The 25,064-nt window shown below is 70.5% G+C and carries 26 protein-coding genes; 14 read left to right on the top strand and 12 right to left on the bottom strand.

What is annotated here, in order from left to right; all coding sequences use genetic code 11:
- Positions 1-2: 2 nt before the first annotated feature.
- The 3 genes from BUE42_RS09980 to BUE42_RS09990 are packed head-to-tail and all read right to left on the bottom strand — an operon-like array spanning position 3 to position 2,434.
- Complete coding sequence (locus BUE42_RS09980) at positions 3-239, bottom strand: hypothetical protein (protein ID WP_143171416.1); 237 nt, start codon at positions 237-239, stop codon at positions 3-5.
- Positions 232-1,644, bottom strand: coding sequence for a serine hydrolase domain-containing protein (locus tag BUE42_RS09985; RefSeq protein WP_073464828.1), 1,413 nt, complete (start codon positions 1,642-1,644; stop codon positions 232-234). Before BUE42_RS09985 ends, BUE42_RS09980 begins: the two co-directional genes overlap by 8 nt.
- Before the next feature lie 22 nt (positions 1,645-1,666).
- Positions 1,667-2,434 carry a hypothetical protein gene (locus BUE42_RS09990; RefSeq protein ID WP_143171417.1) on the bottom strand — a complete coding sequence of 256 codons (768 nt, stop codon included), beginning with the start codon at positions 2,432-2,434 and terminating at the stop codon, positions 1,667-1,669.
- Positions 2,435-2,550: 116 nt separating this feature from the next.
- Between BUE42_RS09990 and zwf the strand changes: the two genes are divergently transcribed.
- Positions 2,551-4,014, top strand: coding sequence for a glucose-6-phosphate dehydrogenase (zwf, locus tag BUE42_RS09995; RefSeq protein ID WP_073464832.1), 1,464 nt, complete (start codon positions 2,551-2,553; stop codon positions 4,012-4,014).
- Here the strand turns inward: zwf and BUE42_RS10000 are convergent, their stop codons facing one another.
- A complete protein-coding gene (locus BUE42_RS10000; protein ID WP_073464834.1) occupies positions 4,015-4,761 on the bottom strand; it encodes a DUF1223 domain-containing protein in 747 nt (248 codons plus the stop codon).
- A gap of 72 nt (positions 4,762-4,833) precedes the next feature.
- The gene (locus tag BUE42_RS10005) at positions 4,834-5,037 is read right to left on the bottom strand and encodes a hypothetical protein (RefSeq protein ID WP_073464837.1); all 204 of its coding nucleotides are present in this window, start codon (positions 5,035-5,037) and stop codon (positions 4,834-4,836) included.
- Positions 5,038-5,172: 135 nt separating this feature from the next.
- Between BUE42_RS10005 and deoC the strand changes: the two genes are divergently transcribed.
- Genes deoC through BUE42_RS10040 form a run of 8 tightly spaced genes read left to right on the top strand, consistent with a single transcriptional unit; the run spans position 5,173 to position 12,457 of the window.
- Positions 5,173-5,955: a deoxyribose-phosphate aldolase gene (deoC, locus tag BUE42_RS10010; RefSeq protein ID WP_073464840.1), complete on the top strand. Its 783-nt coding sequence runs from the start codon at positions 5,173-5,175 to the stop codon at positions 5,953-5,955.
- On the top strand, positions 5,955-7,286 hold the full coding sequence (gene deoA / locus BUE42_RS10015) for a thymidine phosphorylase (RefSeq protein WP_073464842.1): 1,332 nt from the start codon (positions 5,955-5,957) through the stop codon (positions 7,284-7,286). The genes deoC and deoA overlap by 1 nt, the downstream gene beginning before the upstream one ends.
- Positions 7,283-7,672, top strand: coding sequence for a cytidine deaminase (locus BUE42_RS32085; protein ID WP_073464844.1), 390 nt, complete (start codon positions 7,283-7,285; stop codon positions 7,670-7,672). Before deoA ends, BUE42_RS32085 begins: the two co-directional genes overlap by 4 nt.
- A 55-nt stretch (positions 7,673-7,727) precedes the next feature.
- A complete protein-coding gene (locus BUE42_RS10025; RefSeq protein ID WP_073464846.1) occupies positions 7,728-8,705 on the top strand; it encodes a BMP family lipoprotein in 978 nt (325 codons plus the stop codon).
- 5 nt (positions 8,706-8,710) lie between these two features.
- Positions 8,711-10,255 (top strand): ABC transporter ATP-binding protein, encoded by a 1,545-nt coding sequence (locus BUE42_RS10030; protein WP_073464849.1) that lies wholly within the window; start codon positions 8,711-8,713, stop codon positions 10,253-10,255.
- Complete coding sequence (locus tag BUE42_RS10035; protein WP_073464851.1) at positions 10,252-11,361, top strand: ABC transporter permease; 1,110 nt, start codon at positions 10,252-10,254, stop codon at positions 11,359-11,361. The genes BUE42_RS10030 and BUE42_RS10035 overlap by 4 nt, the downstream gene beginning before the upstream one ends.
- Positions 11,358-11,486, top strand: a complete 129-nt coding sequence (locus BUE42_RS34085) for a hypothetical protein (protein WP_255376841.1) — start codon at positions 11,358-11,360, stop codon at positions 11,484-11,486. Before BUE42_RS10035 ends, BUE42_RS34085 begins: the two co-directional genes overlap by 4 nt.
- Complete coding sequence (locus BUE42_RS10040) at positions 11,483-12,457, top strand: ABC transporter permease (protein WP_073464854.1); 975 nt, start codon at positions 11,483-11,485, stop codon at positions 12,455-12,457. Before BUE42_RS34085 ends, BUE42_RS10040 begins: the two co-directional genes overlap by 4 nt.
- Before the next feature lie 9 nt (positions 12,458-12,466).
- Here the strand turns inward: BUE42_RS10040 and BUE42_RS10045 are convergent, their stop codons facing one another.
- Positions 12,467-13,234, bottom strand: coding sequence for an SDR family NAD(P)-dependent oxidoreductase (locus tag BUE42_RS10045; protein WP_073464857.1), 768 nt, complete (start codon positions 13,232-13,234; stop codon positions 12,467-12,469).
- 115 nt (positions 13,235-13,349) lie between these two features.
- Here BUE42_RS10045 and BUE42_RS10050 point away from each other — a divergent pair, with 115 nt between their 5' ends.
- Together BUE42_RS10050 and BUE42_RS10055 are read left to right on the top strand one after the other, a co-directional pair.
- Positions 13,350-14,261 (top strand): LysR substrate-binding domain-containing protein, encoded by a 912-nt coding sequence (locus BUE42_RS10050; protein ID WP_073464859.1) that lies wholly within the window; start codon positions 13,350-13,352, stop codon positions 14,259-14,261.
- A gap of 22 nt (positions 14,262-14,283) precedes the next feature.
- Entirely contained in the window at positions 14,284-15,216 is a 933-nt protein-coding gene (locus BUE42_RS10055) for a nucleoside hydrolase (protein ID WP_073464861.1), read from the top strand.
- On the opposite strand, the gene BUE42_RS10060 is transcribed toward BUE42_RS10055, so the two are convergent.
- Genes BUE42_RS10060 through BUE42_RS10075 form a run of 4 tightly spaced genes read right to left on the bottom strand, consistent with a single transcriptional unit; the run spans position 15,188 to position 20,115 of the window.
- Positions 15,188-17,173 carry a hybrid sensor histidine kinase/response regulator gene (locus BUE42_RS10060; protein WP_073464863.1) on the bottom strand — a complete coding sequence of 662 codons (1,986 nt, stop codon included), beginning with the start codon at positions 17,171-17,173 and terminating at the stop codon, positions 15,188-15,190. The two genes, BUE42_RS10055 and BUE42_RS10060, sit on opposite strands and share 29 nt — an antisense overlap.
- An 11-nt stretch (positions 17,174-17,184) precedes the next feature.
- Complete coding sequence (locus BUE42_RS10065; RefSeq protein ID WP_073464865.1) at positions 17,185-17,637, bottom strand: response regulator; 453 nt, start codon at positions 17,635-17,637, stop codon at positions 17,185-17,187.
- A complete protein-coding gene (locus tag BUE42_RS10070; RefSeq protein WP_073464867.1) occupies positions 17,634-19,079 on the bottom strand; it encodes a sensor histidine kinase in 1,446 nt (481 codons plus the stop codon). Before BUE42_RS10070 ends, BUE42_RS10065 begins: the two co-directional genes overlap by 4 nt.
- Positions 19,080-19,113: 34 nt before the next feature.
- Positions 19,114-20,115, bottom strand: a complete 1,002-nt coding sequence (locus BUE42_RS10075) for an ABC transporter substrate-binding protein (RefSeq protein ID WP_159445394.1) — start codon at positions 20,113-20,115, stop codon at positions 19,114-19,116.
- A 146-nt stretch (positions 20,116-20,261) separates the two neighbouring features.
- On the opposite strand from BUE42_RS10075, the gene BUE42_RS10080 reads away from it, so the two are divergent.
- Genes BUE42_RS10080 through BUE42_RS10090 form a run of 3 tightly spaced genes read left to right on the top strand, consistent with a single transcriptional unit; the run spans position 20,262 to position 22,479 of the window.
- Positions 20,262-21,113, top strand: a complete 852-nt coding sequence (locus BUE42_RS10080; protein ID WP_073464871.1) for a sulfotransferase — start codon at positions 20,262-20,264, stop codon at positions 21,111-21,113.
- A gap of 4 nt (positions 21,114-21,117) precedes the next feature.
- Positions 21,118-21,783 carry a formylglycine-generating enzyme family protein gene (locus BUE42_RS10085; RefSeq protein WP_083614027.1) on the top strand — a complete coding sequence of 222 codons (666 nt, stop codon included), beginning with the start codon at positions 21,118-21,120 and terminating at the stop codon, positions 21,781-21,783.
- Between the two features lie 12 nt (positions 21,784-21,795).
- A complete protein-coding gene (locus BUE42_RS10090) occupies positions 21,796-22,479 on the top strand; it encodes an HAD family hydrolase (RefSeq protein ID WP_073465003.1) in 684 nt (227 codons plus the stop codon).
- A gap of 13 nt (positions 22,480-22,492) precedes the next feature.
- Here the strand turns inward: BUE42_RS10090 and BUE42_RS10095 are convergent, their stop codons facing one another.
- Positions 22,493-23,341, bottom strand: coding sequence for a transporter substrate-binding domain-containing protein (locus BUE42_RS10095; protein WP_235002228.1), 849 nt, complete (start codon positions 23,339-23,341; stop codon positions 22,493-22,495).
- 108 nt (positions 23,342-23,449) lie between these two features.
- A complete protein-coding gene (locus tag BUE42_RS10100) occupies positions 23,450-24,850 on the bottom strand; it encodes a gamma-glutamyl-gamma-aminobutyrate hydrolase family protein (protein ID WP_073464875.1) in 1,401 nt (466 codons plus the stop codon).
- Positions 24,851-25,064 lie beyond the last annotated feature (214 nt).

Genomic DNA, 25,064 nt, shown 5'->3' on the forward strand with positions numbered 1-25,064 from the left:
GATCAGGGTCGCGCGTCGACCCTGTCATCGACCCATTTCAGGCCGGCCTGCCTCGCGTGCAGGGCGGCCTGTTCTGCTTCTGCGAACACCATCGAACCCACGTCGACGCTGAACTGGTCGCGGTGCGCGCCGAAGCTGTGGACGACCTGCAGCCGCGCGACGAAGCCGCCACCGGCAGCTGCGCGCGGCGTGAAGTCGAGGTCGTGGTCGCGGTAGGTTTCGCGGAAGGCCTCAGACATCGACATCTGCCGCCGCTCCGTCGGGTGAACCGTCGGCTGATCTGCCTTCCCGTGCCGACAACTCCTTCGCGACCCGCCGCTCCGGCAGCATCTTCGTCCCGCCCAGCCAGAACTCGCTGGCCGTGCCGCGCGCGTCGTGCCGCAGCCGCACCGTCTCGCCATGGTTGCCGAAGGCGCCGGCCAGCGTGATGCGGCCGCGCTCGCGGCTGTCGGGCGTGAACTCGGTGGCGTCCAGCAGCGGGTTGGCCAGCGCGGGGTTGGCGACCAGCACCTTGCCGTCCATCGGCAGCAGGTCGTTCGCGCCCCACAGCGTCCACCAGCGGCCCGACCACGCTGCCGCGCGCTTCGACGGCGCGCCGTGCACCGCATGCGCACGCAGCACCTGCAGCGCACCGTCGACCCACGCGTTCGACAGGCCGTCGGCCGCATTGGTCAGCACCGTGACCGTCAGGCCCTGCGCCGGCACGCAGGCGGTGCGCGTCAACGTGCCCTGGAAGCCTCCGGTGTGGCCGAACCATTCCCAGTCCGCCACCGAGCCGCACATCGTGCCCAGGCCGTACCAGCGGTTCAGGCTGGAATACGGGTCGGGCCATTGCCGGTGCCACATCAGGCGGCGGCTCGCCTTGCCGATCACGCCGCGCTTGGCCGTGGGTGACAGGCTGCCGAAGAAGCGCGCCAGGTCGCCCGCGGTGCTGACGAAGCCGGTGGCCGATGCCAGCGCGTTCGTCGGGTTGTCGCCGGCGATCACCACGCGCCGGCCCAGCGGCCACTTGGCGCTGTGGCCGTTGGCGAAGGGCAGGGCGGGGGCGATCGGCGCATCGGGCGATGTCGCCTCCAGCCCCGCCGGCGCGATGATCTCGCGCTGCATCCAGGCGCCATAGGGCTCGCCGGTGACGGCCTCGATCGCCAGGCCCAGCAGGCCGTAGCCGTGGTTCGAATACTTCAGCCGTGCATTCGCGTCGATCACCAGCCCGTCGGCCAGGTCGGCGCGCAGTTCGGCCTCGTCGAGGAAGGGCCGCCGGTCGTGCCACTGGCCGGCATCGGTGCCGTCGCGCACCAGGCCCGCGGTGTGCGACAGCAGCTGGGTCAGCGTGCCGGCCGCCACATCGCGATGCAGGCCGCTCACATGGCGGCCGATGCGGTCGTCGAGCTGCAGGCGGCCTGCCTCGCGCAGCTTCATGATCGCGACCGTCGTGAAGGTCTTGGAGTGCGAGGCCACGCGGAAGCGGTGCTGCGGCGTGAGCACCGTGCGCTGCGCCAGGTTCGCGTGCCCGAAGGCCTGTTCGAGCACCAGCTTGCCGTCGTGCGCCACCGCGATCGCGCAGCCGGGCTGCTCGCTGACACGCATCTGGTGCTCCAGCCAGCGCGGGAGGTAGTCCAGCGCCGCACCCAGCCATCGTTTCATCGGATCTCCCTGTGCTTGCGAGCTACGACGCGCAGCCCGCGTCCTTCAGCATCTTCAAGGTCGCCGCATCCGGCACCCCAGCCGCATCGATGCGCGGCGACCACACCGCCGGCGCCGACTCCTGCTGCCCAGCCATCGGCTCGATCGCGATCTGCTCCGGCTTGATCGCCAGGCCCAGCGGCTGCGCCAGCGAGATCAGCAGCGAGCGCAGTTCCTTGTCGGCCGCGTCCTTCATCGGCGCATGCGTGGCCGGCGTGCGCAGCCGGTCGTGGGCCTGGCTCAGCGCGAGCGCGGTGGCGTAGACCAGCACCTCGTTCTGCCGCGCGTACTCGTCGATGAAGATGCCCTTCTCGAGCGTCTCGAAGCGAAAACTCTGCGTCAGCACCGACGGGCAGCCCACCAACTGCACCGGCGGTGCCTTGAACAGCAGCCCACCCTGCGCCGTCTTCGACAGCGACCAGCTGCCGCGCTTCGCCAGGTCGTAGCCGTAGGCGTAGCGGGCCTCGTAGCTCAGCGTGCCGGTCGAATCCTTGTTGATGTTGTTGAAGCTGAGGAAGTGCAGCAGCTCGGCCATGCGCGGCCAGCCGGTCTTCAGCGTCCAGTTGACGCGCTGCTGGCTGCTCGCTTCCACCAGGATCAGCTTCTGCGCCGGCACGATCAGCTCCGACAGCACCTGCGCCCGGTCGATCTCGGCACACACCGGGCACTGGTGCCGCCCCTGGTGGTACGCGGCCCAGGCCACGAGCAGAAAGCTCAGGCCGCCCAGCAATGCCCATTTGATGCCTTGCATCCGCGCTCCCGACGTGTGCGACCGCCGCAGTATGCCCGCCCCCAGTTGGTGATCGATGCGGCGTGTGGCAAGCTGCGTCGCCATCTGTTTCCGCGTTCCCGACCAGGACCCCCTCCATGGCCAAGATCCCCCCGGGCGTCGGCCCGCGCTTCCCGCAGGTCGTCGTGCTGTTCGGCGCCACCGGCGATCTCGCACGGCGCAAGCTGCTGCCGGGGCTGTACCACCTGTCGGCCGCGGGCTTCATCCCCGGCTGCCGCATCATCGGCGTCTCGCTCGACGACATCGATGCCGACGGCTTCCGCGGCGTGGCCCGCGCAGCGCTCGGCGAATTCGCGAGCCGCAAGGTCACCGAATCCGACTGGGCGCTGTTCTCGCAAAGCCTCGACTACGTGCCGCTCTCGGCCGGCGCGCCCGCGTTGCGCGCCGCGGTCGAGGCTGCCGAGCGCAGCCTGGGCGGCGAGACACGACGGCTGCACTACCTGAGCGTGCCGCCCAGCGCCGCGCTGCCGGCGGTGCAGATGCTCGGCGAGGCCGGTCTCGTCGAGCGCTCGCGCATCGTGATGGAGAAGCCCTTCGGCACCGACCTCGCGAGCGCCGTCTCGCTGAACGCGCGGCTGCACGAGACCTTCGCCGAGGAGCAGATCTTCCGCATCGACCATTTCCTCGGCAAGGAGCCGGCGCAGAACATCCTCGCGTTCCGCTTCGCCAACGGGCTGTTCGAGCCGATCTGGAACCGCAACTTCATCGACCACGTGCAGATCGACGTGCCCGAGACGCTCGGCCTGGGCACGCGCGCCGGCTTCTACGAGCAGACCGGCGCCTACCGCGACATGGTGGTCACGCACCTGTTCCAGATCCTCGCGTTCATGGCGATGGAGCCGCCCACCGCGCTCGAGCCGGCGCCGATCAGCGAGGAGAAGAACAAGGTCTTCCGCAGCATGCTGCCGATCCAGCCGGCCGACGTGGTGCGCGGCCAGTACGCCGGCTACCGCGCCGAGCCGGGCGTCGACCCCGAATCCGAGGCCGAGACCTTCATCGCGCTGAAGTGCTACATCGACAACTGGCGCTGGGCCGGCGTGCCGTTCTTCCTGCGCACCGGCAAGCGCATGGCCGAGGGCCAGCGCATCATCTCGATCGCGTTCCGCGAGCCGCCGAAGAGCATGTTCCCGCCCGGCTCCGGCGTCGGCGCGCAGGGGCCGGACCATCTCACCTTCGACTTGGCCGATGCGTCGAAGATGTCGCTGTCGTTCTACGGCAAGCGGCCCGGGCCGGGGATGCGGCTCGACAAGCTGAGCCTGCAGTTCGCGATGCACGACACCGGCCTGATCGGCGAGGTGCTCGAAGCCTACGAGCGGCTGATCCTCGACGCGATGCGCGGCGACCGCACGCTGTTCACCACCGCCGAGGGCATCGAGCGGCTGTGGCAGGTGTCGACGCAGTTGCTGGAAGCCCCGCCGCCGGTGCGGCTCTACCCGCCGGGGTCATGGGGGCCGAAGTCGATCCACCAGCTGATCGCGCCGCATGCCTGGCGGCTGCCGTTCGAGCGCGCGTGGCGCGACCCGAACAAGACGGGCGGCTGATCAGCAGCCGAGCTCGACGGCCTGCAGTGGCCGGCCGGTGGCGGGATCGACGACCACCAGCGTGACGCTGCGCGGGTGCGCCGCATCTGCGGCCGATGACGGCGTGAACCGCAGCGGCACCGGCGCACCGGGTGCGGCGGCCCAGGCCGGCACCGGCCGATAATCGCGCACCACGCGGTCGTGCTTCAGCGTGACGCCGGCGTTCTCGCCGGCCTTCACCGCGCTGACGTGGCCGTTCTCGGTGATGGCCCAGTAGGCGGCCAGCCGGGGCGGGGCACCGACTGCAGGCTGCACCGTTGCGCGGATCTCCTCGCCGTCGTGCACCAGCGTCAGCATCACCGCCGCGGCCGGCCGGCGCGCCGGCTGCCATGCCGACGCGGCCACCGGCCAATCCTTGCGATCGACACCGTCGATGACCACCTGCGGGGTGTACGAGAACCGCGCGCCATTCAGCGCCGCCTGCGCTGCCTGCCGCTGTGTGTAGACGGCGCTGCCGAAACGGTCGGTCCAGCCGAGGCGGTCCCAGTAGTCGACATGGAAGGCGAGCGCGACGACCCCGGGTTCGTCCTTCGCGCGCGACAGCCACTGGTCGGCCGGTGGGCAGGAGTTGCAGCCTTCGGAGGTATAGAGCTCCAGCACGGTGGCGGCGGTCGCGGGACTCTGCGCCATGCAGGCGCCGGCGGCGTACGCGGAAGGGGCCAGCAGGCCGGCCGCCAGCACGGCGACACTCAGACGGGACGGGGACATCGCAAGCTCCACGGAGTCGACCGCATGGGTCGCGGCCCGCCCCTCGTTCTTACGGCGTGCCTTGCGATGGGCTCAGAACGTCGATGGGTATTCCACCGCCGGATCGAGGAAGTACTGCGCCGCGGCCGACGGCGGCAGGTGGCCCCAGGCTTGCCACAGGTCGGCCGCGAAGCCGGTGGCCATCGACGGGCTCATCAACTTGGAGGCCACCGTCAGTTCCGCGGCGACTTGTTCGATCCAGGTCTGGCGGTCGAGGAGGGGAGAGAGCGTTTGCATGGGGTGGATTCTTCGATCAGACGGGGCCGCTGCCAATCCACAGGAAGCAGGCCCCCGGAAGAGGGGACTGTGGCTGTGGCGCACGACCGCCGCATCCATACGGTTGAGGATGGACGGACGCGCCACAATCGCTTCATGACGACGCCAGCCCTCTCCCCGGCCGACGCCGCACGCCTCGCGCTGCGCTGCCTCGACCTGACCTCGCTGAAGGACGACGACACGCCTGCGTCGATCGAGGCGCTGGCCGACAAGGCCCGCACGCCGCACGGCGCGCCGGCCGCGCTGTGCGTCTACCCGGCCTTCGTGCCGGTGGCGCGGCGCCGACTCGCCGCGCTGGGGCTCGATGCGGTGCGCATCGCGACGGTCGTCAACTTCCCGCGCGGCGAAGCGTCGCCCGACGAGGTGGCGGCGCAGATCACCGCCGCCCGCGACGCCGGGGCCGACGAGATCGACACCGTGTTCCCGTGGCGCGCGCTGCAGGCCGGCGATGCCCAGGCCGGCGCGGTGCTGGTGGCCGCGTGCCGCCGCGCCTGCGGGCCCTTGCCGCTGAAGGTGATCCTCGAGACCGGCGAGCTGCAGCGCCCCGAACTGATCCATCAGGCGAGCGAGATTGCGCTGCGCGAAGGCGCCGACTTCCTGAAGACCTCCACCGGCAAGGTGGCTGTCAATGCGACGCCGCAGGCCGTCGAGGTGATGGGCGAGGTGATCCGCGCCCACGGCGCCCGCGCCGGGTTGAAGGTGGCCGGCGGCGTGTCGACGATCGCCGACGTGCAGCGCTATGTCGCGCTCGCCGGCGCGGTGTACGGCGCCGACCGCCTCGGCCCGGACACGCTGCGCTTCGGCGCATCGAGCCTGCTGGCGGTGCTGTTGTCGGCGATCGACGGTGGCCCGGCGGCAGCGCCTGCCAGCGGGTACTGATGACGGCCGTGCTGCCCCAGGACATCATCCGCCGCAAGCGCGACGGCCTGGTGCTGGGCGACGCCGAACTGCGTGCCTTTGCGCAAGGCATCGCGGACGAGCGCATCGGCGAGGCGCAGATCGCCGCGTTCGCGATGGCGGTCTGCTGGCGCGGCATGGACACCGCCGAGGCGGTGTCGCTGACGCTCGCGATGCGCGACACCGGCAGCGTGCTCGACTGGCGTGGCGAAGCGCTGCCCGGCCCGGTGATCGACAAGCACTCCAGCGGCGGCATCGGCGACACCGTGTCGCTGATGCTCGGCCCGATGCTCGCGGCCTGCGGCGGCTTCGTGCCGATGATCTCGGGCCGTGGCCTCGGCCACACCGGTGGCACGCTCGACAAGCTGGAGACGATTCCCGGCTACCGCGCGAGCGTGTCGGTCGAGCAGCTGCGGCGTGTGGTGCGCGAGGCCGGCGTCGCGATCGTCGGCGCCGGCGACGCGCTGGCGCCGGCCGACCGCCGCCTCTACGCGGTGCGCGACGTGACGGCCACCGTCGAATCGGTGCCGCTGATCACCGCGTCGATCCTGTCGAAGAAGCTGGCCGCCGGCCTCGGTGCGCTGGTGCTGGACGTGAAGTTCGGCAACGGCGCCTTCATGCAGGACATCGAGCGCGCACGCGAGCTGGCGCGCAGCCTTGTCGAGGTCGGCTGCGGTGCCGGCTTGCCGACGCAGGCGCTGCTGACCGACATGAACCAGGCGCTCGCGCCCGCCGCCGGCAACGCGCTGGAGGTTCGCGTGGCGCTGGACTACCTGCGCGGCGTGGCGCGGCCGGCGCGGCTGCACGAGGTGGTGATGGCACTGGGTGCCGTGGTGCTGCAGCAGGCCGGGCTCGCGGCCGACGATGCCGAGGCGCGTGCGCGGCTGCAGCACGCGCTCGACAGCGGCTCGGCCGCCGAACGCTTTGCGCGCATGGTGGCGGGGCTGGGCGGGCCGGCCGACGTGCTCGCGAAAGCCGGGCTGCCGGCGGCCGCGGTCGTGCGCGACGCAATGGCGGGCGAGGCAGGCTTCGTCACGGCGGTCGACACGCGCGCGCTCGGCATGGCCGTCGTCGCGCTCGGGGGTGGCCGTCGTCGCAGCGGCGACGGCATCGACCCGTCGGTCGGGCTGTCGGACCTGTTGCCGATCGGCACGCGCGTGGAGGCCGGCGCGCCGCTCGCCCGTGTTCACGCGCGCACCGTGGCCGATGCCGACGAGGCGATGGCCGCCGTGCGCCGCGCCTGCCTGCTGTCCGACCACGCGCCGGCACCGACACCGCTGATCGCCGAACACATCACGAGGACGAGCCCATGACCGACGACGACCTGATCGCCGAAGCCCGCGCAGCGCGCGAGGGCGCCTACGCGCCGTATTCGAAGTTCCTCGTCGGCGCCGCCGCGCTGGCCGCCGATGGCCGCGTGTTCCGCGGCTGCAATGTCGAGAACGCGTCCTACGGCCTGTGCAACTGCGCCGAGCGCACCGCGTTGTTCACCGCGATCGCGGCCGGTGTGCCGGTCGACGGCTTCGCACGGCTGGTGGTGATCGGCGACACCGCCGGGCCGATCTCGCCGTGCGGCGCCTGCCGGCAGGTGATGTTCGAGCTGGGCGGGCCGGGGTTGCCGGTGCTGCTGACGAACCTGGCCGGTGCACGCCGCACGACGACGGCCGGCGATTTGCTGCCTGATGGATTCCGCCTGTAGCCCGCGTGCACGCTTCTTGCGAGAATGATCCGCACCATTTCTCAGGGACCCACGAATGAAGCGCATCGCCTTCACCATCGCACTCGCGGCCACCGCCGTCGCCCACGCCGAGCCGGCCATCGTCTATGACGCCGGCGGCAAGTTCGACAAGTCCTTCAACGAAGCCGCCTACAACGGCATCGAGCGCTTCAAGAAGGAGACCGGCACCGCCTACCTCGACTTCGAGATCTCGAACGACACGCAGCGCGAGCAGGCGCTGCGCCGCATGGCGCAGAAGGGGGCGGACCCGATCATCGCGGTCGGCTTCGGCCACGCATCGGCGCTCGAGAAGGTGGCCAAGGAGTTCCCGAAGGCGCACTTCGCGATCATCGATTCCGAGGTCAAGCAGCCCAACGTGCAGTCGGTGCTGTTCAAGGACCAGGAAGGCTCGTTCCTCGCCGGCTGGCTGGCCGCGACGACCAGCAAGTCGGGCAAGGTCGGCTTCGTCGGCGGCATGGACGTGCCGCTGATCCGCCGCTTCCAGTGCGGCTACGAGCAGGGTGCGAAGGTCGCGAACCCGAAGGTCGAGGTCGTCAGCAACATGACCGGCACGACCCCTTCGGCATGGAGCGACCCGACGCGCGGCGGCGAGCTCGCGAAGGCGCAATTCTCGCGCGGCGTCGACGTCGTCTTCGCGGCTGCCGGCGGCACCGGCATCGGCGTCTACCAGGCCGCGAAGGACCAGGGCAAGCTCGCGATCGGCGTCGACAGCAACCAGAACCACCTGCAGCCGGGCACGATGCTGTCGTCGATGCTGAAGCGCGTCGACAACGCGGTCTACGGCCTCGTGACCTCGGCGAAGAACGGCAGCTGGAAGCCGGGCCTGGTCGTGCTGGGCCTGAAGGAGCAGGGCGTCGGCCTCGCGATGGACCAGAACAACGCCAAGCTGGTCAGCGACGACACGAAGAAGAAGCTTGCCGTGGTGGAGGCCGACATCGTGTCGGGCAAGCAATCGGTGGCGAACTACACCCCCGAGGCCGGCTGCAAATACTGACCGTCTTGAAGTCCGACCTGGCCGTTGAGCTGAGCGGCATCCACAAGCGCTTCGGCGCGGTGCATGCCAACCGCGGCGTGAACCTCGAGGTGCAGCGCGGCAGCGTGCACGGCATCGTCGGTGAGAACGGTGCCGGCAAGTCGACGCTGATGAGCATCCTCTACGGCTTCTACCCGGCCGACGAGGGCCGCATCGCGATCGATGGCCAGCCGGTCGCGCTGCGCGGCACGCACGACGCCATCGCGCACGGCATCGGCATGGTGCACCAGCACTTCATGCTGGTCGACCGCTTCACCGTGCTCGAGAACGTGGTGCTCGGCGCGGAGCAGGGCTTTGCGCTGTCGAAGAGCCTGGCCGCCGCGCGCCGCGAGCTGCAGCGGCTCGAGCAGGAGTTCGGGCTGGTGGTCGACCCGGACGCCCGCGTCTCCGAGCTGCCGGTGGGCGTGCTGCAGCGTGTCGAGATCCTGAAGGCCTTGTTCCGCGGCGCGCGCATCCTGATCCTCGACGAGCCGACCGGCGTGCTGACGCCGCAGGAGACCGAGGCGCTGTTCCGCGTGCTCGCCACGCTGAAGGCGCGCGGCGTCACGGTGCTGCTGATCACGCACAAGCTGAAGGAGATCCTTGCGGTGACCGACCGCGTCACCGTGATGCGCGGCGGCAGCGTCGTCGCCGACCGCGAGACCGCGCAGACGACCGAGGCGGAGCTGGCCGAGCTGATGGTGGGCCGCCAGGTGCAGCGCTCCGGCGCCCGCACGGCGCGCGAGCGCGGCGAGCTGCGGCTGCAGGCCGAGGGTGTGAGCTGGCGCGACGCCGGCGGCGTGCTGCGCCTGCAGGACGTGGCGCTCGACCTGCACGCCGGCGAGATCGTCGGCGTGGCCGGCGTCTCGGGCAACGGGCAGAGCGAGCTGCTGGCGCTGCTGAGCACGCTGCAGCCGCTGCAGCAGGGGCGGCTGCGCATCGCCTGCGAGGATGGCAGCGAGGTCGACATCGACGCCGCACATCCGGGCAACCCACACCGGCTGCGCGAGCTCGGCATCGCCCACGTGCCGGAAGACCGCCACCGGCTCGGTCTCGTGCTCGGCTTCGAGGCCTGGGAGTCGTCGATGCTCGGCTACATCGACGATGCGGCCTTGCGCCGTGGCCCGTTCATCGCCGGGGACCGGGCGCGCACGCAGTGCCGGCAGATGATGGAGGAGTTCGACGTGCGGCCGCGCAACGAGCGGCTCGCGTCGTCGAAGTTCTCCGGCGGCAACCAGCAGAAGCTGATCCTCGCGCGCGAGTTTCGGCGCGCGCCGCGCGTGCTGCTGATCGGCCAGCCGACGCGCGGCGTCGACATCGGCGCGATCGAGTTCATCCACCGCCGCCTCGTCGAACTGCGCGATGCCGGCTGCGCGGTGCTGCTGGTGTCGACCGAGCTGGACGAGATCCTCGCGCTGTCGGACCGCATCGTCGTGATGAGCGGCGGGCGCATCACCGGCGCGCTGGCGCGCGACGAGGCCGACGAGACGCGGCTCGGTTGCCTGATGGGCGATGCAAGGAGTGCCGCATGAAGCATGTTCCTGCCGTCCTGCCGCGCTGGATCGACGTGCTGCTGCTGCCGGTGCTCAACGTCGCGATGGCGCTGCTCGCGGCCGGCCTGGTCGTGTGGGCGATCGGGCAGAACCCGCTCACGGCCGTGCAATTGCTGGTGCAGGGGGCCTTCGGCAGCGAACTCGCGTGGAGCTACACGCTGTACTACACGACCAACTTCATCTGCACCGGGCTCGCGGTGGCGGTGGCCTTTCACTGTGGGCACTTCAACATCGGCGCCGAAGGGCAGGGCACGGTCGGCGGGCTGGGCGTCGGGCTGGTGCTGCTGGCGGGCGACGCCTGGCTGGCGCCGGTGCTGGTGGTGCCGCTGGCGGTCGCCGGCGGGCTGGTGGCAGGGGCGGCCTGGGCGTTCGTTCCGGCCTGGCTGCAGGCGCGGCGCGGCAGCCACATCGTCATCACGACGATCATGTTCAATTTCCTCGCGTCGACGCTGATGGTGTGGCTGCTGGTCAACGTCGTGAAGGTGCCGGGCAACCAGGCGGTGGAGTCGCGGCTGTTCGCGCCGGGCGCGGTGCTGCCGAGCGCGCAGGCCCTGTTCGGCGCGCTCGGCATCGAGTGGCCCGACACACCGTTGAACCTGGCGTTCGTGCTCGCGCTCGTGGCCTGTGTGGGCGTGTGGGCGCTGCTGTGGCACACGCGGCTCGGCTATGCGCTGCGCGCGGTGGGCCTGGCGAGCGATGCGGCGCGCTATGCCGGCATCGACCCGCGGCGGCTCACGGTGATCGCGATGTGCCTGTCGGGCGCGCTCGCGGCGCTGGTCGGCGTCAACGAGATCGCCGGCGTGCACCACAAGCTGCTGCTCGATTTCGTCGCCGGTGCGGGCTTCACCGGCATCGCGGTGGCGCTGATGGGGCGCAATCACCCGGTGGGCATCGTGCTGTCGGCGCTGCTGTTCGGTGCATTGGCGCAGGGCGGCTCGGAGCTGGTGTTCGAGATGCCGGCCTTCACGCGCGACATGTCGGTCGCGGTGCAGGGCTTCGTCGTGCTGTTCTGCGGCGCCTTGTCGCTGATGCTGCGGCCGCCGGTGGCATGGGTGTATGGCCGGCTGGCGAGGGGTGCGGCATGAGCGGCCGGCCCCAGTTCCCGTTCGCCCTGAGCCTGTCGAAGGGCCTGCGTGCGTCGAACCAGGGCTTCGACAAGCTCAGCCCGAACGAAGAACTTCGAGGTCTCGCACAAGAGGACGGCCCATGACCGATGACTGGCTGATCGTCGCGTCGGTCATCGGCGCCACGCTGCGCATCGCGGTGCCGCTGGTGCTGTGCGCGCTGGCCGGCGTGTTCAGCGAACGCGCCGGCGTGATCGACATCGGGCTCGAAGGCAAGATGCTCGCGGCCGCGTTCGCCGCCGCCTGCCTGGGCGCGATCGGCTGGCCCGCATGGCCGGCGCTGGCGGGGGCGATCGCGGTGTCGACGCTGCTCGCGCTGGTGCACGCCTGGGCCTGCGTCACGCACCGTGGCGACCAGATCGTCTCCAGCGTCGCGCTGAACGTGATCGCCGCCGGGCTCACCGTGGTGCTCGGCCTGGTGTGGTTCCACCAGGGCGGGCGCACGCCGAACATCGGCGACGCCAGCCGCTTCATGGCGCTGTTCCCCACCGCCGCGAACGCGGTGCAGGGCTGGCCCGTCATCGGTCCGCTGCTGGCCGAAGGCGTGCTGCGCCACAACCTGCTGGTGTGGGTCACTGTGGCGCTGGTGCCGGCCTCGTGGTGGCTGCTGTACCGCACGCGCTTCGGGCTGCGGCTGCGCGCGGTCGGCGAGAACCCGGCGATGGTCGACGCGGCCGGCATCTCGGTCGGTGCATTGCGCTACGGCGCGGTGCTGCTGGCCGGCGTGCTGTGCGGCGCGGCCGGCGGCTACCTGGCGCTGGCGCAGAACGCGTCGTTCACGCCGGGCATGACGGCCGGCCGCGGCTTCATGGCGCTGGCCGCGATGGTGTTCGGCAAATGGCACCCGCTGCGCGCCGCCGTCGCCTGCCTGCTGTTCGGGTTTCTCGACGCGGTCGCGATCCGGCTGCAGGGCGTCGAGCTGCCGGGCCTCGGCAGCGTGCCGGTCGAGCTGATCCAGGCGCTGCCGTACCTGTTGACGGTGGTGCTGCTGGCCGGCTTCTTCGGCCGCGCCGAGGCGCCGCGTGCGCTCGGCCGGGCCTATGTGAAGGAGCGCTGAAGCGTCGCGTCAGAGCATCATGCCGCCCGACACCTCGATGCGCTGCCCGGTGATCCAGCGGCTGCCTTCCGACAGCAGCGCGGCCACCGCGCCGCCGATGTCGTCCGGCAGCCCGACGCGGCCGAGCGCGGTGACGCCGGCAACGTGTGCATTGACCTGCTTGTCGTCGCGCACCTGGCCGCCGCGGAAGTCGGTCTCGATCGCGCCGGGGGCGAGCGTGTTCACGCTGATGCCGCGCGGGCCGAGTTCCTTGGCCATGTAGCGGGTCAGTACCTCGACACCGCCCTTCATCGCGGCGTACGCGGCATAGCCCGGGAACGAGAAGCGCGCGAGGCCGGTCGAGATGTTGACGATGCGCCCGCCGTCGGCGATCAGCGGCAGCAGCTTCTGCGTCAGGAAGAAGGTGCCCTTCAGGTGGATGTTGCTGAGCTCGTCGAACTGTTCTTCGGTCGTCTCGGCGATCGACGCATGGATGCCGATGCCGGCGTTGTTGACGAGGTGGTCGAAGCGCTCGCGCTGCCAGGTGGTGGCCAGCACGCTCTTCACGGTGTCGGCGAAGGCGGCGAAGCTCTTGCTGTCGCCGACGTCGAGCTGCAGCGCCACGGCGCGGCGGCCCAGCGCTTCGATCTGGCGCACCACGGCGTGGGCCTCGGCCTTGCTGCCCTTGTAGGTGACGATCAGGTCGCTGCCTTGTTCGGCCAGCTTCAGCGCGCTGCTGCGGCCCAGGCCGCGGCTCGCGCCGGTGATGAGGGCGATGCGGGTGTTCGATGCGGTCATGTCGATCTCCTTCAGAGGGAACGGGTGGCGATGAAGAAGACTTTAGGAGTTCTCTGTGGGAGGATAAAGTCGAGATTCATGGCAAAACTGTTCTCTGAAAAAGGACAATTGCGCGATGGAACTCGACGAACTCCGCATCTTTGCGCGCGTGGCGCAGCTGGGCAGCTTCACGCGCGCGGCCGAGCAACTGGGGCTGGTGAAAAGCCGTGTCTCGACGGCGGTGCTGCAGCTGGAGGCGCGGGTCGGCGCGCGGCTGTTCCAGCGCACCACGCGGCAGGTGCGGCTCACCCCCGACGGCGAGGTGTTCCTCGCGCGCTGCAAGGAGCTGCTGGCCGATGCCGAGCAACTGCAGGCGATGTTCCAGCCGGTGGCCAGCGGCCTGAAGGGGCGCCTGCGCATCGACCTGCCGAACAAGCTGGCGAGCGACCTGATCATTCCGCGGCTGCCGGAATTCCTGGCGGCGCATCCCTTGCTCGAGGTCGGCATCAGCACCACCGACCGGCGCGTCGACCTGGTGCAGGAGGGCTTCGACTGTGTGCTGCGCGTCGGTCCGTTGACTGATGCCGAGCTGGTCGCGCGGCCGCTCGGCGTGCTGGCGATGTGCAACGTCGCGAGCCCCGGCTACCTGCGCACGCACGGCACGCCGGCGACGCTGGCCGACCTGGCCGGGCACCGCATCGTCCACTACGCGGCCAAGCTCGGCACGCAGGGCGCCGGCTTCGAATACCAGGAGGGCGGCGTCGCGCGCATGCACCCGATGCGCAGCACGGTGGTCGTCAACGGCACCGATGCCTACCAGGCGGCGTGCCTGGCTGGGCTCGGGCTGATCCAGGCGCCGCTGCTCGGCGCGCGGCGGTTGATCGAACAAGGCCTGCTGGCCGAGGTGATGCCGGAGTTCGTCGCGTCGCCGATGCCGGTGTCGCTGCTGTATCCGAACCGGCGCCAGCTGGCGCCGCGCGTGCAGGCGGTGCTGAACTGGATCGCGCAGGTGGTCGAGCCGCAGCTGAAGCAGTGGACGGCGGCCTGAGCTCCCGCCCACAATGCCCACCATGGCCCGCACGAACCCACCGACGCCGACGCTGATCGATTGCGACCCCGGCATCGACGATGCCCTCGCGCTGCTGCTGGCGGCGGCTTCCGACGAGCTGCAGATCGTCGGTGTCACCACCGTCGCCGGCAACCGCACGGTCGAGATGACCGCCGACAACGCCTGCCGCGTGCTCGACCTGGCCGGGCGGCCCGACGTGCCCGTGCACGCCGGTTGCGGCCATGCGCTGACCCTGCCGGGGGCGCGCACCAACACGGTCCACGGCGAAGACGGCCTCGGCGGCGTCGAGCTGCCACGCAGCCGCGGCGCCACCGCGCAGCATGCGGTCGACGTGATCGAACAGGCGCTGCTGCACGAGCCGGCCGGCAGCCTCACGCTGGTGGCGATCGGCCCGCTGACCAACCTCGCGCTGGCCGAGATCAAGCGCCCCGGCCTGCTGAAGCGCGCGCAGCGCGTGCTGGTGATGGGTGGTGCCGCGTTCTGCGACGGCAACATCACGCCGAGCGCCGAGTTCAACTTCCATGCCGATGCGCTGGCCGCGCAGACGGTGCTGGCCAGCGGCGCGCAGGTGCTGCTGTTCGGCCTGGACGTGACCCGCCAGGCGGTGATGCCCGTCGACTGGGTCGATTCGCTCGGCACGCTCGGCAACCGCTGCGGGCCGATCGCGCGCGACCTGATCCGCGGCTTCCGCCGCGACAAGCCGCTGCTGCACGACACCTGCCCGGTGGCCTGGCTGATCGCGCCGGAACTCTTCAACAGCGAGCGCTGCCGGGTCGAGGTCGACTGGCGGCCCGGCCTCACCGAAGGGCACCTGGCGGCCAAGCGGATCGCGCTGGCCCGCGAGGATTTCGGCTCGCCGGTCGAGGTGTTCACGTCGGTGCAGTCCGACGCGCTGCGCGAGCTGCTCAGGCAGCGGCTGGCCCGCCTGCCGTGACCGGATCGGCGAGCAGGCGCGCCACCAGCGCGCCCAGTTCCTCGAAGGTGTTCTCCTTCTCCAGCAGCCCGCGCACGCCGACCTCGCGCGCCTCGGCCCGCAGCTCGTCGGTGATGTAGCCCGAACTCAGCACCACCGGCAGGTCGGGCCGGATGCGCGACAGCTCGCGCGCGAGCTCGATCCCCGAGCTGCCGGGCATGTTGTAGTCGGTGACGAGCAGGTCGACATCCTGCGGGTGTTCGCGCACGTACGCGACCGCCAGCGCCGCCTCGTTGAAGGTGCGCACCTGGTAGCCCTCGCGGGCCAGCAGGCGCTCGACCATGATCACCATGGTCTCGTCGTCGTCGACGTAGAACACCCGCTGGCCATGGCCGGCCGCCGCGACGCGCTGCACGCGCGGCGCGAGCGCCGCTGCCCCGGCCGTGTCGGCCACCGGCAGGTACAGGTGCAGCGTGGTGCCGACGCCCGGCGCGCTCTCGACCTCGATGGCGCCGTGGTGCGCGACGACGATGCCGTGCGCCACCGACAGCCCCAGGCCGGTGCCCTGGCCGACCGGCTTGGTCGTGAAGAAGGGCTCGAAGATGCGCTCGCGGGTCGCGTTGTCCATGCCGACGCCGTCGTCGCTGACCCACAGGTGCGCATGCCGCCCCGGGCGCAGGCCGCCGAGGCGCTGGCAGGTCGCCGGGTCGAGCACCACGCTGTCGAGCCCGATGCAGATGCGGCCGACCCCGCCCTGCAGCGCATGCCAGGCGTTGGTGCACAGGTTCATCAGCACCTGCTGCACCTGCGTGGCGTCGGCCTGCACCTGCGGCACGTCGTCGGCGATGCGTGTCTGCAGGTCGATGCCGGCCGGCAGCGTGGCGCGCAGCAACTGGTGCGTCTCGTCGACCATCGGCTGCAGCGACTGCGTCTGCAGCTCCTGCGGCTCGCGCCGGCTGAAGGTCAGGATCTGGCGCACCAGCATGCGGGCGCGCATGCTGGCCTTGTGCACCTCGCGCAGCAGCGCTCCGGCCGGGTGGTCGGCGCCGACGGCCTCCAGCGCCAGCGCCGAGTTGCCGAGGATCGCGCCGACGATGTTGTTGAAGTCGTGCGCGATGCCGCCGGCCAGCGTGCCGATCGATTCCATCTTCTGCGAATGGCGCAGCTGGGCCTCGTAGCGGATCAGCTCCGATTCGGCCTCCTTGCGCTCGTGGATGTCGGTGATCGCGACGCGCACGCCGGCCTGCCCCGCGCCCGAACCCGTGGCCGCCTCGCGCATGCAATCGAGCTGCACGTGCAACGGCTCGGTGCCGGGGCGCTGCAGCGCGAGCTCGAGGCGCTGGCGCGTGCCGTCGAGCAGCACGCGCTCGAAGTGGGCGGCCCAGCGCTCGCGCTCCACCGGGCTCAGGAAGGCGGTGAACTGCAGGCCGGTCGAGGCATCGCGCCGCACGCCCAGCATGTCGGCGCCGTTCAGGTTCAGCTGCTCGATGCGGCCGTCGGCCGCGAGCGTCAGGTAGCCCACCGGCGCGAGCTCGTAGAGGTCCATGTAGCGGTCGCGGCTGAGCTCGAGTTCGCGCTGCGCCTGGCGGTGCTCGGCGCGGATCACCGCCTGCGCCAGCTCGCGCTTGAGCACCGGCGCCAGCCGCGCGAGGTTCTGCTTCATCACGTAGTCGCTCGCGCCGGCCTTCATCGCCTCGACCGCGATCTCCTCGCCGATCGTCCCCGAGACGAAGATGAACGGGATGTCGAGGTCGCGCGCGCGAAAGGCATTCAGCGCGTCGATGCCGCTGAACTGCGGCATGCGGAAATCCGACAGCACCGCATCCCAGTGCTCCTGCTCGAAGGCCTCCTGCAGCGCGGCCAGGCTCTGCACGCGCCGGCAGGTGGGGACGAAGCCGCCGCGGCTCAGCACGCGGGTCACCAGCCGGGCGTCGTCTTCGGAATCCTCGACCACCAGGATGTTGACCGGCATGCTCATGGGGTACAGCCTCAGGCGTGGGGACGTTCCGGTGGGAGCTGGTTAATCATCAGCCAGTAGAAGCCGAGCACCTTCGCCGCCTCGATGAACTCGACGAAATCGACCGGCTTGCGCACGTAGCTGTTGGCCCCCAGCGCATAGCCGGAGATCAGGTCCTGCTCCTCCTTCGACGAGGTCAGGATCACCACCGGCAGGAAGCGCGTGCGCTCGTCGGCGCGGATCGCCTTCAGCACGCCCAGGCCGTCGAGCCGCGGCAGCTTCAGGTCGAGGATCACCAGCGTGGGCAGCGGCAGCGACGCGCGGTGCTCGTGTGCGTTGCGCGCGAACAGGTAGTCGAGCGCGGCGACGCCGTCGCGCGCGACGTCGATCGGGTTCATCAGGTGGCTGCGCTTGAACGCCCGCAGCGTCAGTGCCACGTCATCGTCGTTGTCCTCGACCAGCAGAATCGCCTTCTGCTCACTCATGGGGTGGTTCCTCCAGGCAGGTGAAAGTGAAAGGTGGCGCCCTGGCCCGGCCGGGCCTCGGCCCAGAGGGTGCCGTCATGGCGGCGGATGATGCGGTGCACGATGGCCAGCCCGATGCCGGTGCCGGGAAAGTCGCTCTCGTGGTGCAGGCGCTGGAAAGCGCCGAACAGCCGGTCGGCATAGGTCATGTCGAAGCCTACGCCGTTGTCGGCCACGAAGCACACATGCCGGCCATCCGACACGCTGCTGCCGACGCGGATCACCGCGTCGGGCGACTTCGACGTGAACTTCCAGGCGTTCTCGAGCAGGTTCTGCATCGCGATCTGCATCATCGATTTGTCGGCATGCACCTTCAGCCGCTCGTCGATCTCCCAGCGCACGTCGCGCTCCGGGTGCAGCTTCTGCAGCGAGCCGGCGATGTCGCGGGCCATCGCGCCGAGGTCGACGTCGCGCAGCACCAGCTCGGTGCGCGTGACCCGCGACAGGCCGAGCAGCTCGTCGATCAGCCGGCCCATGCGCTGGCTCGCGGCGCGGATGCGCGTCAGGTGTTCGCGGCCTTCGTCGTCCAGGCGGTCGCCGTAGTCTTCGAGCAGCGCGAGCGAGAAGCCGTCCATGCTGCGCAGCGGCGCGCGCAGGTCGTGCGACACCGAGTAGCTGAAGGACTCGATCTCGCGGTTGAGGGCCTCCAGCTCCTGGTTGCTGCGCTCGATCTGCACGAACGAGTTGCGCAGCGTGGTGGTCATCGCGTCGAAGTTGCGCGACATCTCGCCGATCTCGTCGCTGCCGGCGATGTCGAGCCGGAAGCCCCAGTTGCCGGACGCGACCTCGCGCGTGGCCTGCTGCAGGCGCTGGATCGGTGCCAGCACACCGCGGTGGATCAGCCAGCCGGCCGCGACCGTCGCGAGCGAGATCAGCGCGAGCCCGGCCAGGATCACGCCCACCACGCGCTGCTGCGCGCTCGCGATGCGGGCGGTGGAATAGTCGGTCAGCCGGAACGCGTCGACCAGGCTCTCCTGGTGCAGCACCAGCAGCTTGCGCGAGATCAGTTCTTCGTAGAGCTTCTGCGCGCTCGCGTCGGCCGCGGAGCTGTCGGTGTTGGCCTGCAGTTCCTCGAACAGCTGGCGCGTCTCGGTGCTGCGGCGGCGCAGGTCGGTCAATATCTCGGACGGCTCGGGTTCGCTGAAGATCGGCTCCGCGAGCTGGCGCGCGAGCCGCTCGGAGACCTGGCGTTCCTGCTCGGAGGCGCGTTGGTTGCGGTACAGCACGTACTCGAAGGTGACGAGGCGCAGGTCGTTGAGCACACGCGCGACGTCGGCCATGCTCCGGCGTTGCCGGTCTGCCGATTCGACTTCGCCGTTCGCCCACCAGATCGCCGCGGCAAGCAGGGCGATCGTGCCCAGGCCCGTGGTGGTGGCGAGCCAGCCCTTGGCACTGATCTTCATTCGGTGTCGGTCATCGTGTTGACAGGCCTTGTCCCTAGTGCGCCACGGTGACGCGGTCGGGTTGCTCCTCGAGCAGCGCGTCGAGGTAGAGGTGCGGAAGGAAATTGGGCGTCGGCGCCGAGGCGCCCGGGCGGCCCGCGACGGCCCAGTCGGCCTCGTCTTCCATCGTGACCAGCTGCGACTGCAGCAGGTTCACGCGGAAGGCGAGCGACTTCCAGCTCGGACGCAGGGCATCCGCATCGACCTTGAGCCGGCGCGCGACGATGCCCAGCGATTCGTCGGCATGCAGCCGGTTGAAGCGCTCGGCCTTCAGCAGTGCGCGCACGAAGCGGCGCGACATCTCGGCATGCCCGTGCAGGTAGTCGGTGCGGCCGACCACGACGTGGCTCACGGTGTAGGCGGCCGGTGCGGTGAACGAGATGCCCTGCGCGCCGAGCGCCGACTCGGCATCCTGGCGCACCGGTTGCCAGGTCGAGGCCGCGTCGATGCGGCCGCGCGCCAGTTCATCGGCCAGCCGGCCGGGTGGCAGGTCGATCAGCGTCACGCCGTCGCGCGCGAGCCGGTGGCGGATCAGCAGGGCCCACAGGAAGTACTCGGCACTGGTGCCGCGCGGCACGCCGATGCGCTTGCCGAGCAGGTCGGCCGGCACCGCGATGCCGCGGTCGCGCCGTGCCACGATCGCCATCTCGTCCGAGACGCTCAGCATGCTCGCGAGGATGCTGAGCGGCTGGCGGTCGAGCACCGCGGTGACGAAGGGCACTTCGGCGGCCGTGGCCAGGTCGACCTCGCCACGCGCCAGCAGGTCGAGCGCGGTCTTGCCATGGCTGACCGGGACGATGGTGACGTCGAGGCCTTCGTCGCGCAGGAAGTCTTTCTCGGCGGCCAGCATCAGCAGCGCGGCATGCGGCGTGGTCGAGAGCGCCAGCCGCACCGCCATCGCGGCCGGGGCCTGCGGATGCGCTGTACGGTAACGCCATGTCATGGCCAGCGTCGCGACCCCCACGGCCAAGGCCACCGCAGCGATCAGCAACGGCAAGCGGCCAAATCCCGTCCATGGCGTCTTCGACGGCGCTGCAACTTCTGACGAGTTCATCAGCCCCCCTCACACTGAGTATTGCAGTGCGGTTCGAGCCAAGCGTACGATTGAAGAACAATACTTGCAATAGGGAGTCGATTGCGCGCATGGCGGCACTGCATTACGAACGTCGCCCACCGTTCCTCGTGATGGCGCACCACCGTTCAGGCTCGAACTTCCTGAACGATGTCCTTCAATCCTGTGCAGGCATCGAATGCCTGAACGAGCCGTTGTCGATGCACACGCGGTTCTTCCGCGAGCACGACCTGGTGCCGTGGGGGGCCGACGATCACGATCCGGAGCTGCTGCACCCGAGCCTGCGAGGCGACGAGACGGTGCGCGCCTTCCTGCTGGAGCTGAAGGCCTACCTGGCGCAATCGCGGCGCGGCCGCGTGATCGGCTTCAAGGACACCTGCCTGTTCGGCAAGCTCGGCTGGCTGAAGGCTTTCCTGCCCGAGCTGCGGGTGATCTTCCTGCGGCGCGATCCGCGCGCCATCGTCTCGTCGGTGCTGCGCAGCAAGCTGACGACGCTGTGGAGCTACTCCGAGCTCGTCAGCGGCGCGTTCATGCGCGAGTTTCCGAACTATGAGAGCCGCGTGCCGCGCGGCGATGCGGCGCTGCGCACGACCGAGGTGGTGGCGATGAGCGTCGCGCTGCGCTACGAGCTGGCGCGGCGCTGCCTGCACCACTTCACGCACGTGAGCCTCGAGCTGGCCGACATCTCGCGCGAGCCGGCGCGGGTGGTGTCCGGGCTGGTGGCGTTTCTCGGTGCCGAGGCGGCGGGCGATGCCACAGCGTTCATCCAGCTGCGGCAGGGCGAGACGCGCGGCGGGCTGTTCTCGTCGTACCGCTCGCTGGACGACGTGGAGAACGGCTGGCGCGGTCACCTGAGCGAGGCGCAGCTCGCGCTGATCGACGAGGTGCAATCCGCAGTACGCGTTACCTTGCCCGTGGCCTGAGCCGATGATCGAGCAGTACCTCCATGACGCGATCGGCTTCAGGGTGGCGTCCGGTGCGCTTGCAGGCCGGCGCCTGCGCGTTGCGCGGACGCTGCTGACCTGCCGCGTGGCCGCCGAGATCCTCAACGAGATGCAGATGCCGCCCGAGACCGGCGGGGGCTACCGCTTCGTCAATGTCTGCAATCCGCGCAACCCGCTGGCGTTCGACCCGGCCGGCGGGGGCTGGCATTGCCGGGCCGCGCTGGCCGAGCACCCGGTCTGGGGGCTGAACTGGGCGGCCGCCGGGATGGTGTGCGCGCACCTTGGCGCCCGCCTGCCGTGGTCGCAGGAGTGGGAGGCGCTGGCGTCGAACAACGACCCGTCCCGGCTGTATCCGTGGGGCGACGCGCCGCCGACGCCGGTGCTCGCGAACTTCGACGAGCATTTCGGCGGCACCAGCGTGGTCGGCAGTTTCCCGCCGTCGGAACTCGGGCTGTTCGACCTGGCCGGCAACCTGGGCGAGTGGTGCCAGGACCTGCATGATCACGATGCCGAGCTGGCGATGGAGCGCACCGTGAAGGGTGGGGCCTGGAGCAAGGATGCGGGCCACCTGCGGATCCAGGCGAGCCGCGGCAAGTGGGGCCGGCTGGGCACGACGACGATCGGCCTGCGGCCGGTGTGGGACGACTGAGCAAGGAGCGTGATGACGAAGCTGGTGATCTTCGACCTGGACGACACGCTGATCGACTTCGCGTCGACGCGGCTGGTGGCGCACGACCTGATCGCCGAGGTGCTGGCTGATGAGGGCATTGCGGTGGCGCCGTTCCTGCAGGCCTGTGTCGAGGTCGACCGGCCGCTGTTCGTGCAGTTCGAGCAGGGCCGGCTGACGCGCCAGGAGTACCGGATGCGGCGCTTCGCCGACCCGTTCGACCGGCTCGGGCTGATGCCGCGCGAGGGTCTGGTCGCGCAGCTGAACCGCGTGTTCATGGACTGCGTGAACGACAGCCCGAAGCTGTACGACGATGCGTGGCCGACGCTCGCGCGCCTGCGCGGCGAGGGCCTGCGGCTGGCCATCCTGACCAATGGTCCGGCCGACGGGCAGCGCCGCAAGCTGGTCGCGACCGGGCTCGGCGAGGCGGTGGACCATGTCGCGATCGGCGAGGAGGCGGGGGTCAGCAAGCCGCATCCGCAGGCGTACTTGCGCGTCTGCGCTCACCTCGGCATCGATCCCGGCGAGTGCCTGATGGTCGGCGATTCGCTGACGCTCGACTATGAAGGCGCGCTCGCGGCCGGGCTGCAGGCGGTGTTGCTGGACCGTGCCGGTCTGCACGTGGGCAGCAGCCACCGCAGCGTGCGCGACCTGCACGGGGTGCGGGTCGACCCGTGACGCAAGGGCGGGCTCAGTGTGAGGCCGGCGCGATGATGGCGCCGCGGATGCCGTGCCGCGCCAGCGACTGCGCAACGAAGCCGCTTGCCTTGGCCTGCTCGACGAAGCCCGCGAGCAGCGCCATCGCAGCCGCGCCGCGCGCGAGCGGCAGGCCCATCGCCTGCTCGATCACCATGAAGCGCCCGGGCAACAGGCGCAGGCCGGGCAGCCGCGCGGCATCGGCTTCGAGCTGCTGGCGCACGCCGGCGGCCACGTCGGCGCCTTCGGCGAGGAAGCGCTCGACCACGGCCTGCGAGGTCGGCGTGCGCATCAACCGCGCGGCCTTCAGCTCGCGCGACAGGTACAGGTCGTAGGCACTGCCGCGGCCGACCATCACGCGGGTGCCGGTGCGGTCGACCTGCGCGTTGTCGGTCAGCGGCGAATCGTTGCGCACGAGGTAGGCGCCTTCGATCAGCACATACGGTGCGCTGAAGCCGATGCCGTCGCTGCGACGCGGGTCGATCGCGAAGAAGCCGATGTCGGCCTGGTCGGCCTTCACGCTGTCGACCGATTGCAGCGCGGCCTCGACCACCACCAGTTCCAGCGGCACGCCCAGGCGCTGCGCCAGCAGCGTCGCCAGGTCGACCGACACGCCGCTGACGACGCCGGCGGCATCACGGTTGGCGAGGATCGGGTTGCCCAGGTTGATGCACGCGCGCAGCCGGCCACGCGGCGCCAGCGCCGCGGCCGCACCGGCCGGCAGCAAGGGCACCGGGCCGGGCCCCGTGCTGCAGGCCGTGAAGGCTGCCAGAGCCATCACGGCCGCGACGGGTGCGAGTGCACAGGACAGGGCCGCGCTGCGGCGGGTGATGGAGGAGGGCATGGCACGGGCTCCTGGGCTGGGGGCTGCAGTATCGCCAAGTCGATCATTCGGTCCCAGAAACGGAAACGCCCGCAGCACGAGTCACGCTGCGGGCCAACATCCTGCGCGTCACTCGCGCTCGTAGGGCGTGTAGGGCGGATACGGCCGGTACGTCTCGTCCGGGACGGTGGGCCTCGACCCACGCGGCACGCCTCCCCAGCCGTCCGCCTGCGGGCCGCGCGCGTGCGACGGCACGGATTCGCCCATCGCGGCGCGCCGGCGGCGCCCTTGCGGCGGGATCGAGAATTCCGTCGGTGCGGGTCCCGCGCCGATGCCGGAGGGCTGGTGAGCCCGGCTGGACTGCATGTCGCGCCGGAACCGGTCGGTGTTGGCTTGGCGCGCCTCGTAGGCATCGCCGGCCTTCGCCATGTAGTTGAGTGCGTTCTGGCTCATCGCCGCGGCGGGCTTGTCGGCGTGGCCGCTCGAATAGGCCTCGGGATGCCACTGCATGCCCATGACCGGCGCGCCGGAGCGCGATTCGAAGGCTTCGGCCGCGTACAGCGGCGCACCGTGCGGCGCATCCATGAAGGGACTCGGGTGCTTCGTGTCGCGCGCCGAGACCTGCAGCGTCCCCAGCCTCGCGGCGAGCGCCTCGTCCTGCGGATCGCGGGGCACCAGGCCTCCTTCGTCCTCGCGCGCGGCGGCCCAGTGCACGCTGTTCACGTCGTAGCGGATCTTGTCCTTCTTCCGGTTGTTCTCCCAGTGCGGGCGCGGCGGCGGGCCACCCTCGACGTCCATAGGATCCTGGCGCTGCCAGGCCGACTGGCTGTGCAGCATCGTGCCGGGTTCCAGGTCGACGCCGTGGGGTTCGAAGTTGTTGCTGATGTCGCCATTCTTCTTGATGAAGGGCATGGAGCGCGCCTGGTGCGTGTTGGATTTCACCTGCTGCGTGGTGCCGCCGTAACTCTCCAAGACACTCCAGGAGCCGCCGCACAGGCCGGCCACCGGCCGTCCGGTCAGTTGCGCCTGCTTCAGGAGTGCTTCCTCGTGCTCGCGGCGTTGCTGATGGCGTTCTGCAGCGCTGCCCTTCGGGGTATGGCCCGCATGGCGCGGCATCTCGCTCTCCAGGCCGTAGTTGCCGCCGGCGATCACCAGCAGGCCCCTGCCTTCGCCGGTGGTGGTGGTGTGCTGCCTCGGCAGGCCCCCGCTGTAGTTGTTCTTCGGCTTCGTCGGATCGGTGGAGCTGATGGTCGGTTCCATGCCGTCCGGATGCGAGGCAATGCTCTCGCGTCCGGTGGTCTGCTGCATCGTGTAGTGGTCCCAGAACGCGCCGGTGCCGTGGCCCGAATCGCGGTAGGCGACGGTCACCGGCATGCGCGGCGGGCGCCCGAGGGTGCTCAGGTCGGTGGTGGCGCGCTGCCGCGAGGTGCGCGGCGGCGATCCGCCTTCGCTGCCGCTGCTGTCGCGGCGTTCGTGTGCATGGCGCTTGACGCCTCCGGTTCGGCTGGTGCTGCTCGGGTTGCGGATCATGATGGGTTCGCCAATCTGGATGGACAGGCGCCCAGTTTTTGCCACGTTCCCGCAGGACCGCGTCGCGGCATGCGAAGCCGTGTGTGCCGACCCGAAGCGCGGCAATGGCCGGTGGCTTTGCGGAGGGGCGACTGGTCGGACTACTGGATAGTCGCTGGCGGCGAATTCGTGGCGAATATCCGGCCCAAACGACAAAAGGCCCGCATCGCTGCGG

The organism is Rhizobacter sp. OV335 (assembly GCF_900142965.1).
GTDB lineage: Bacteria > Pseudomonadota > Gammaproteobacteria > Burkholderiales > Burkholderiaceae_C > Rhizobacter.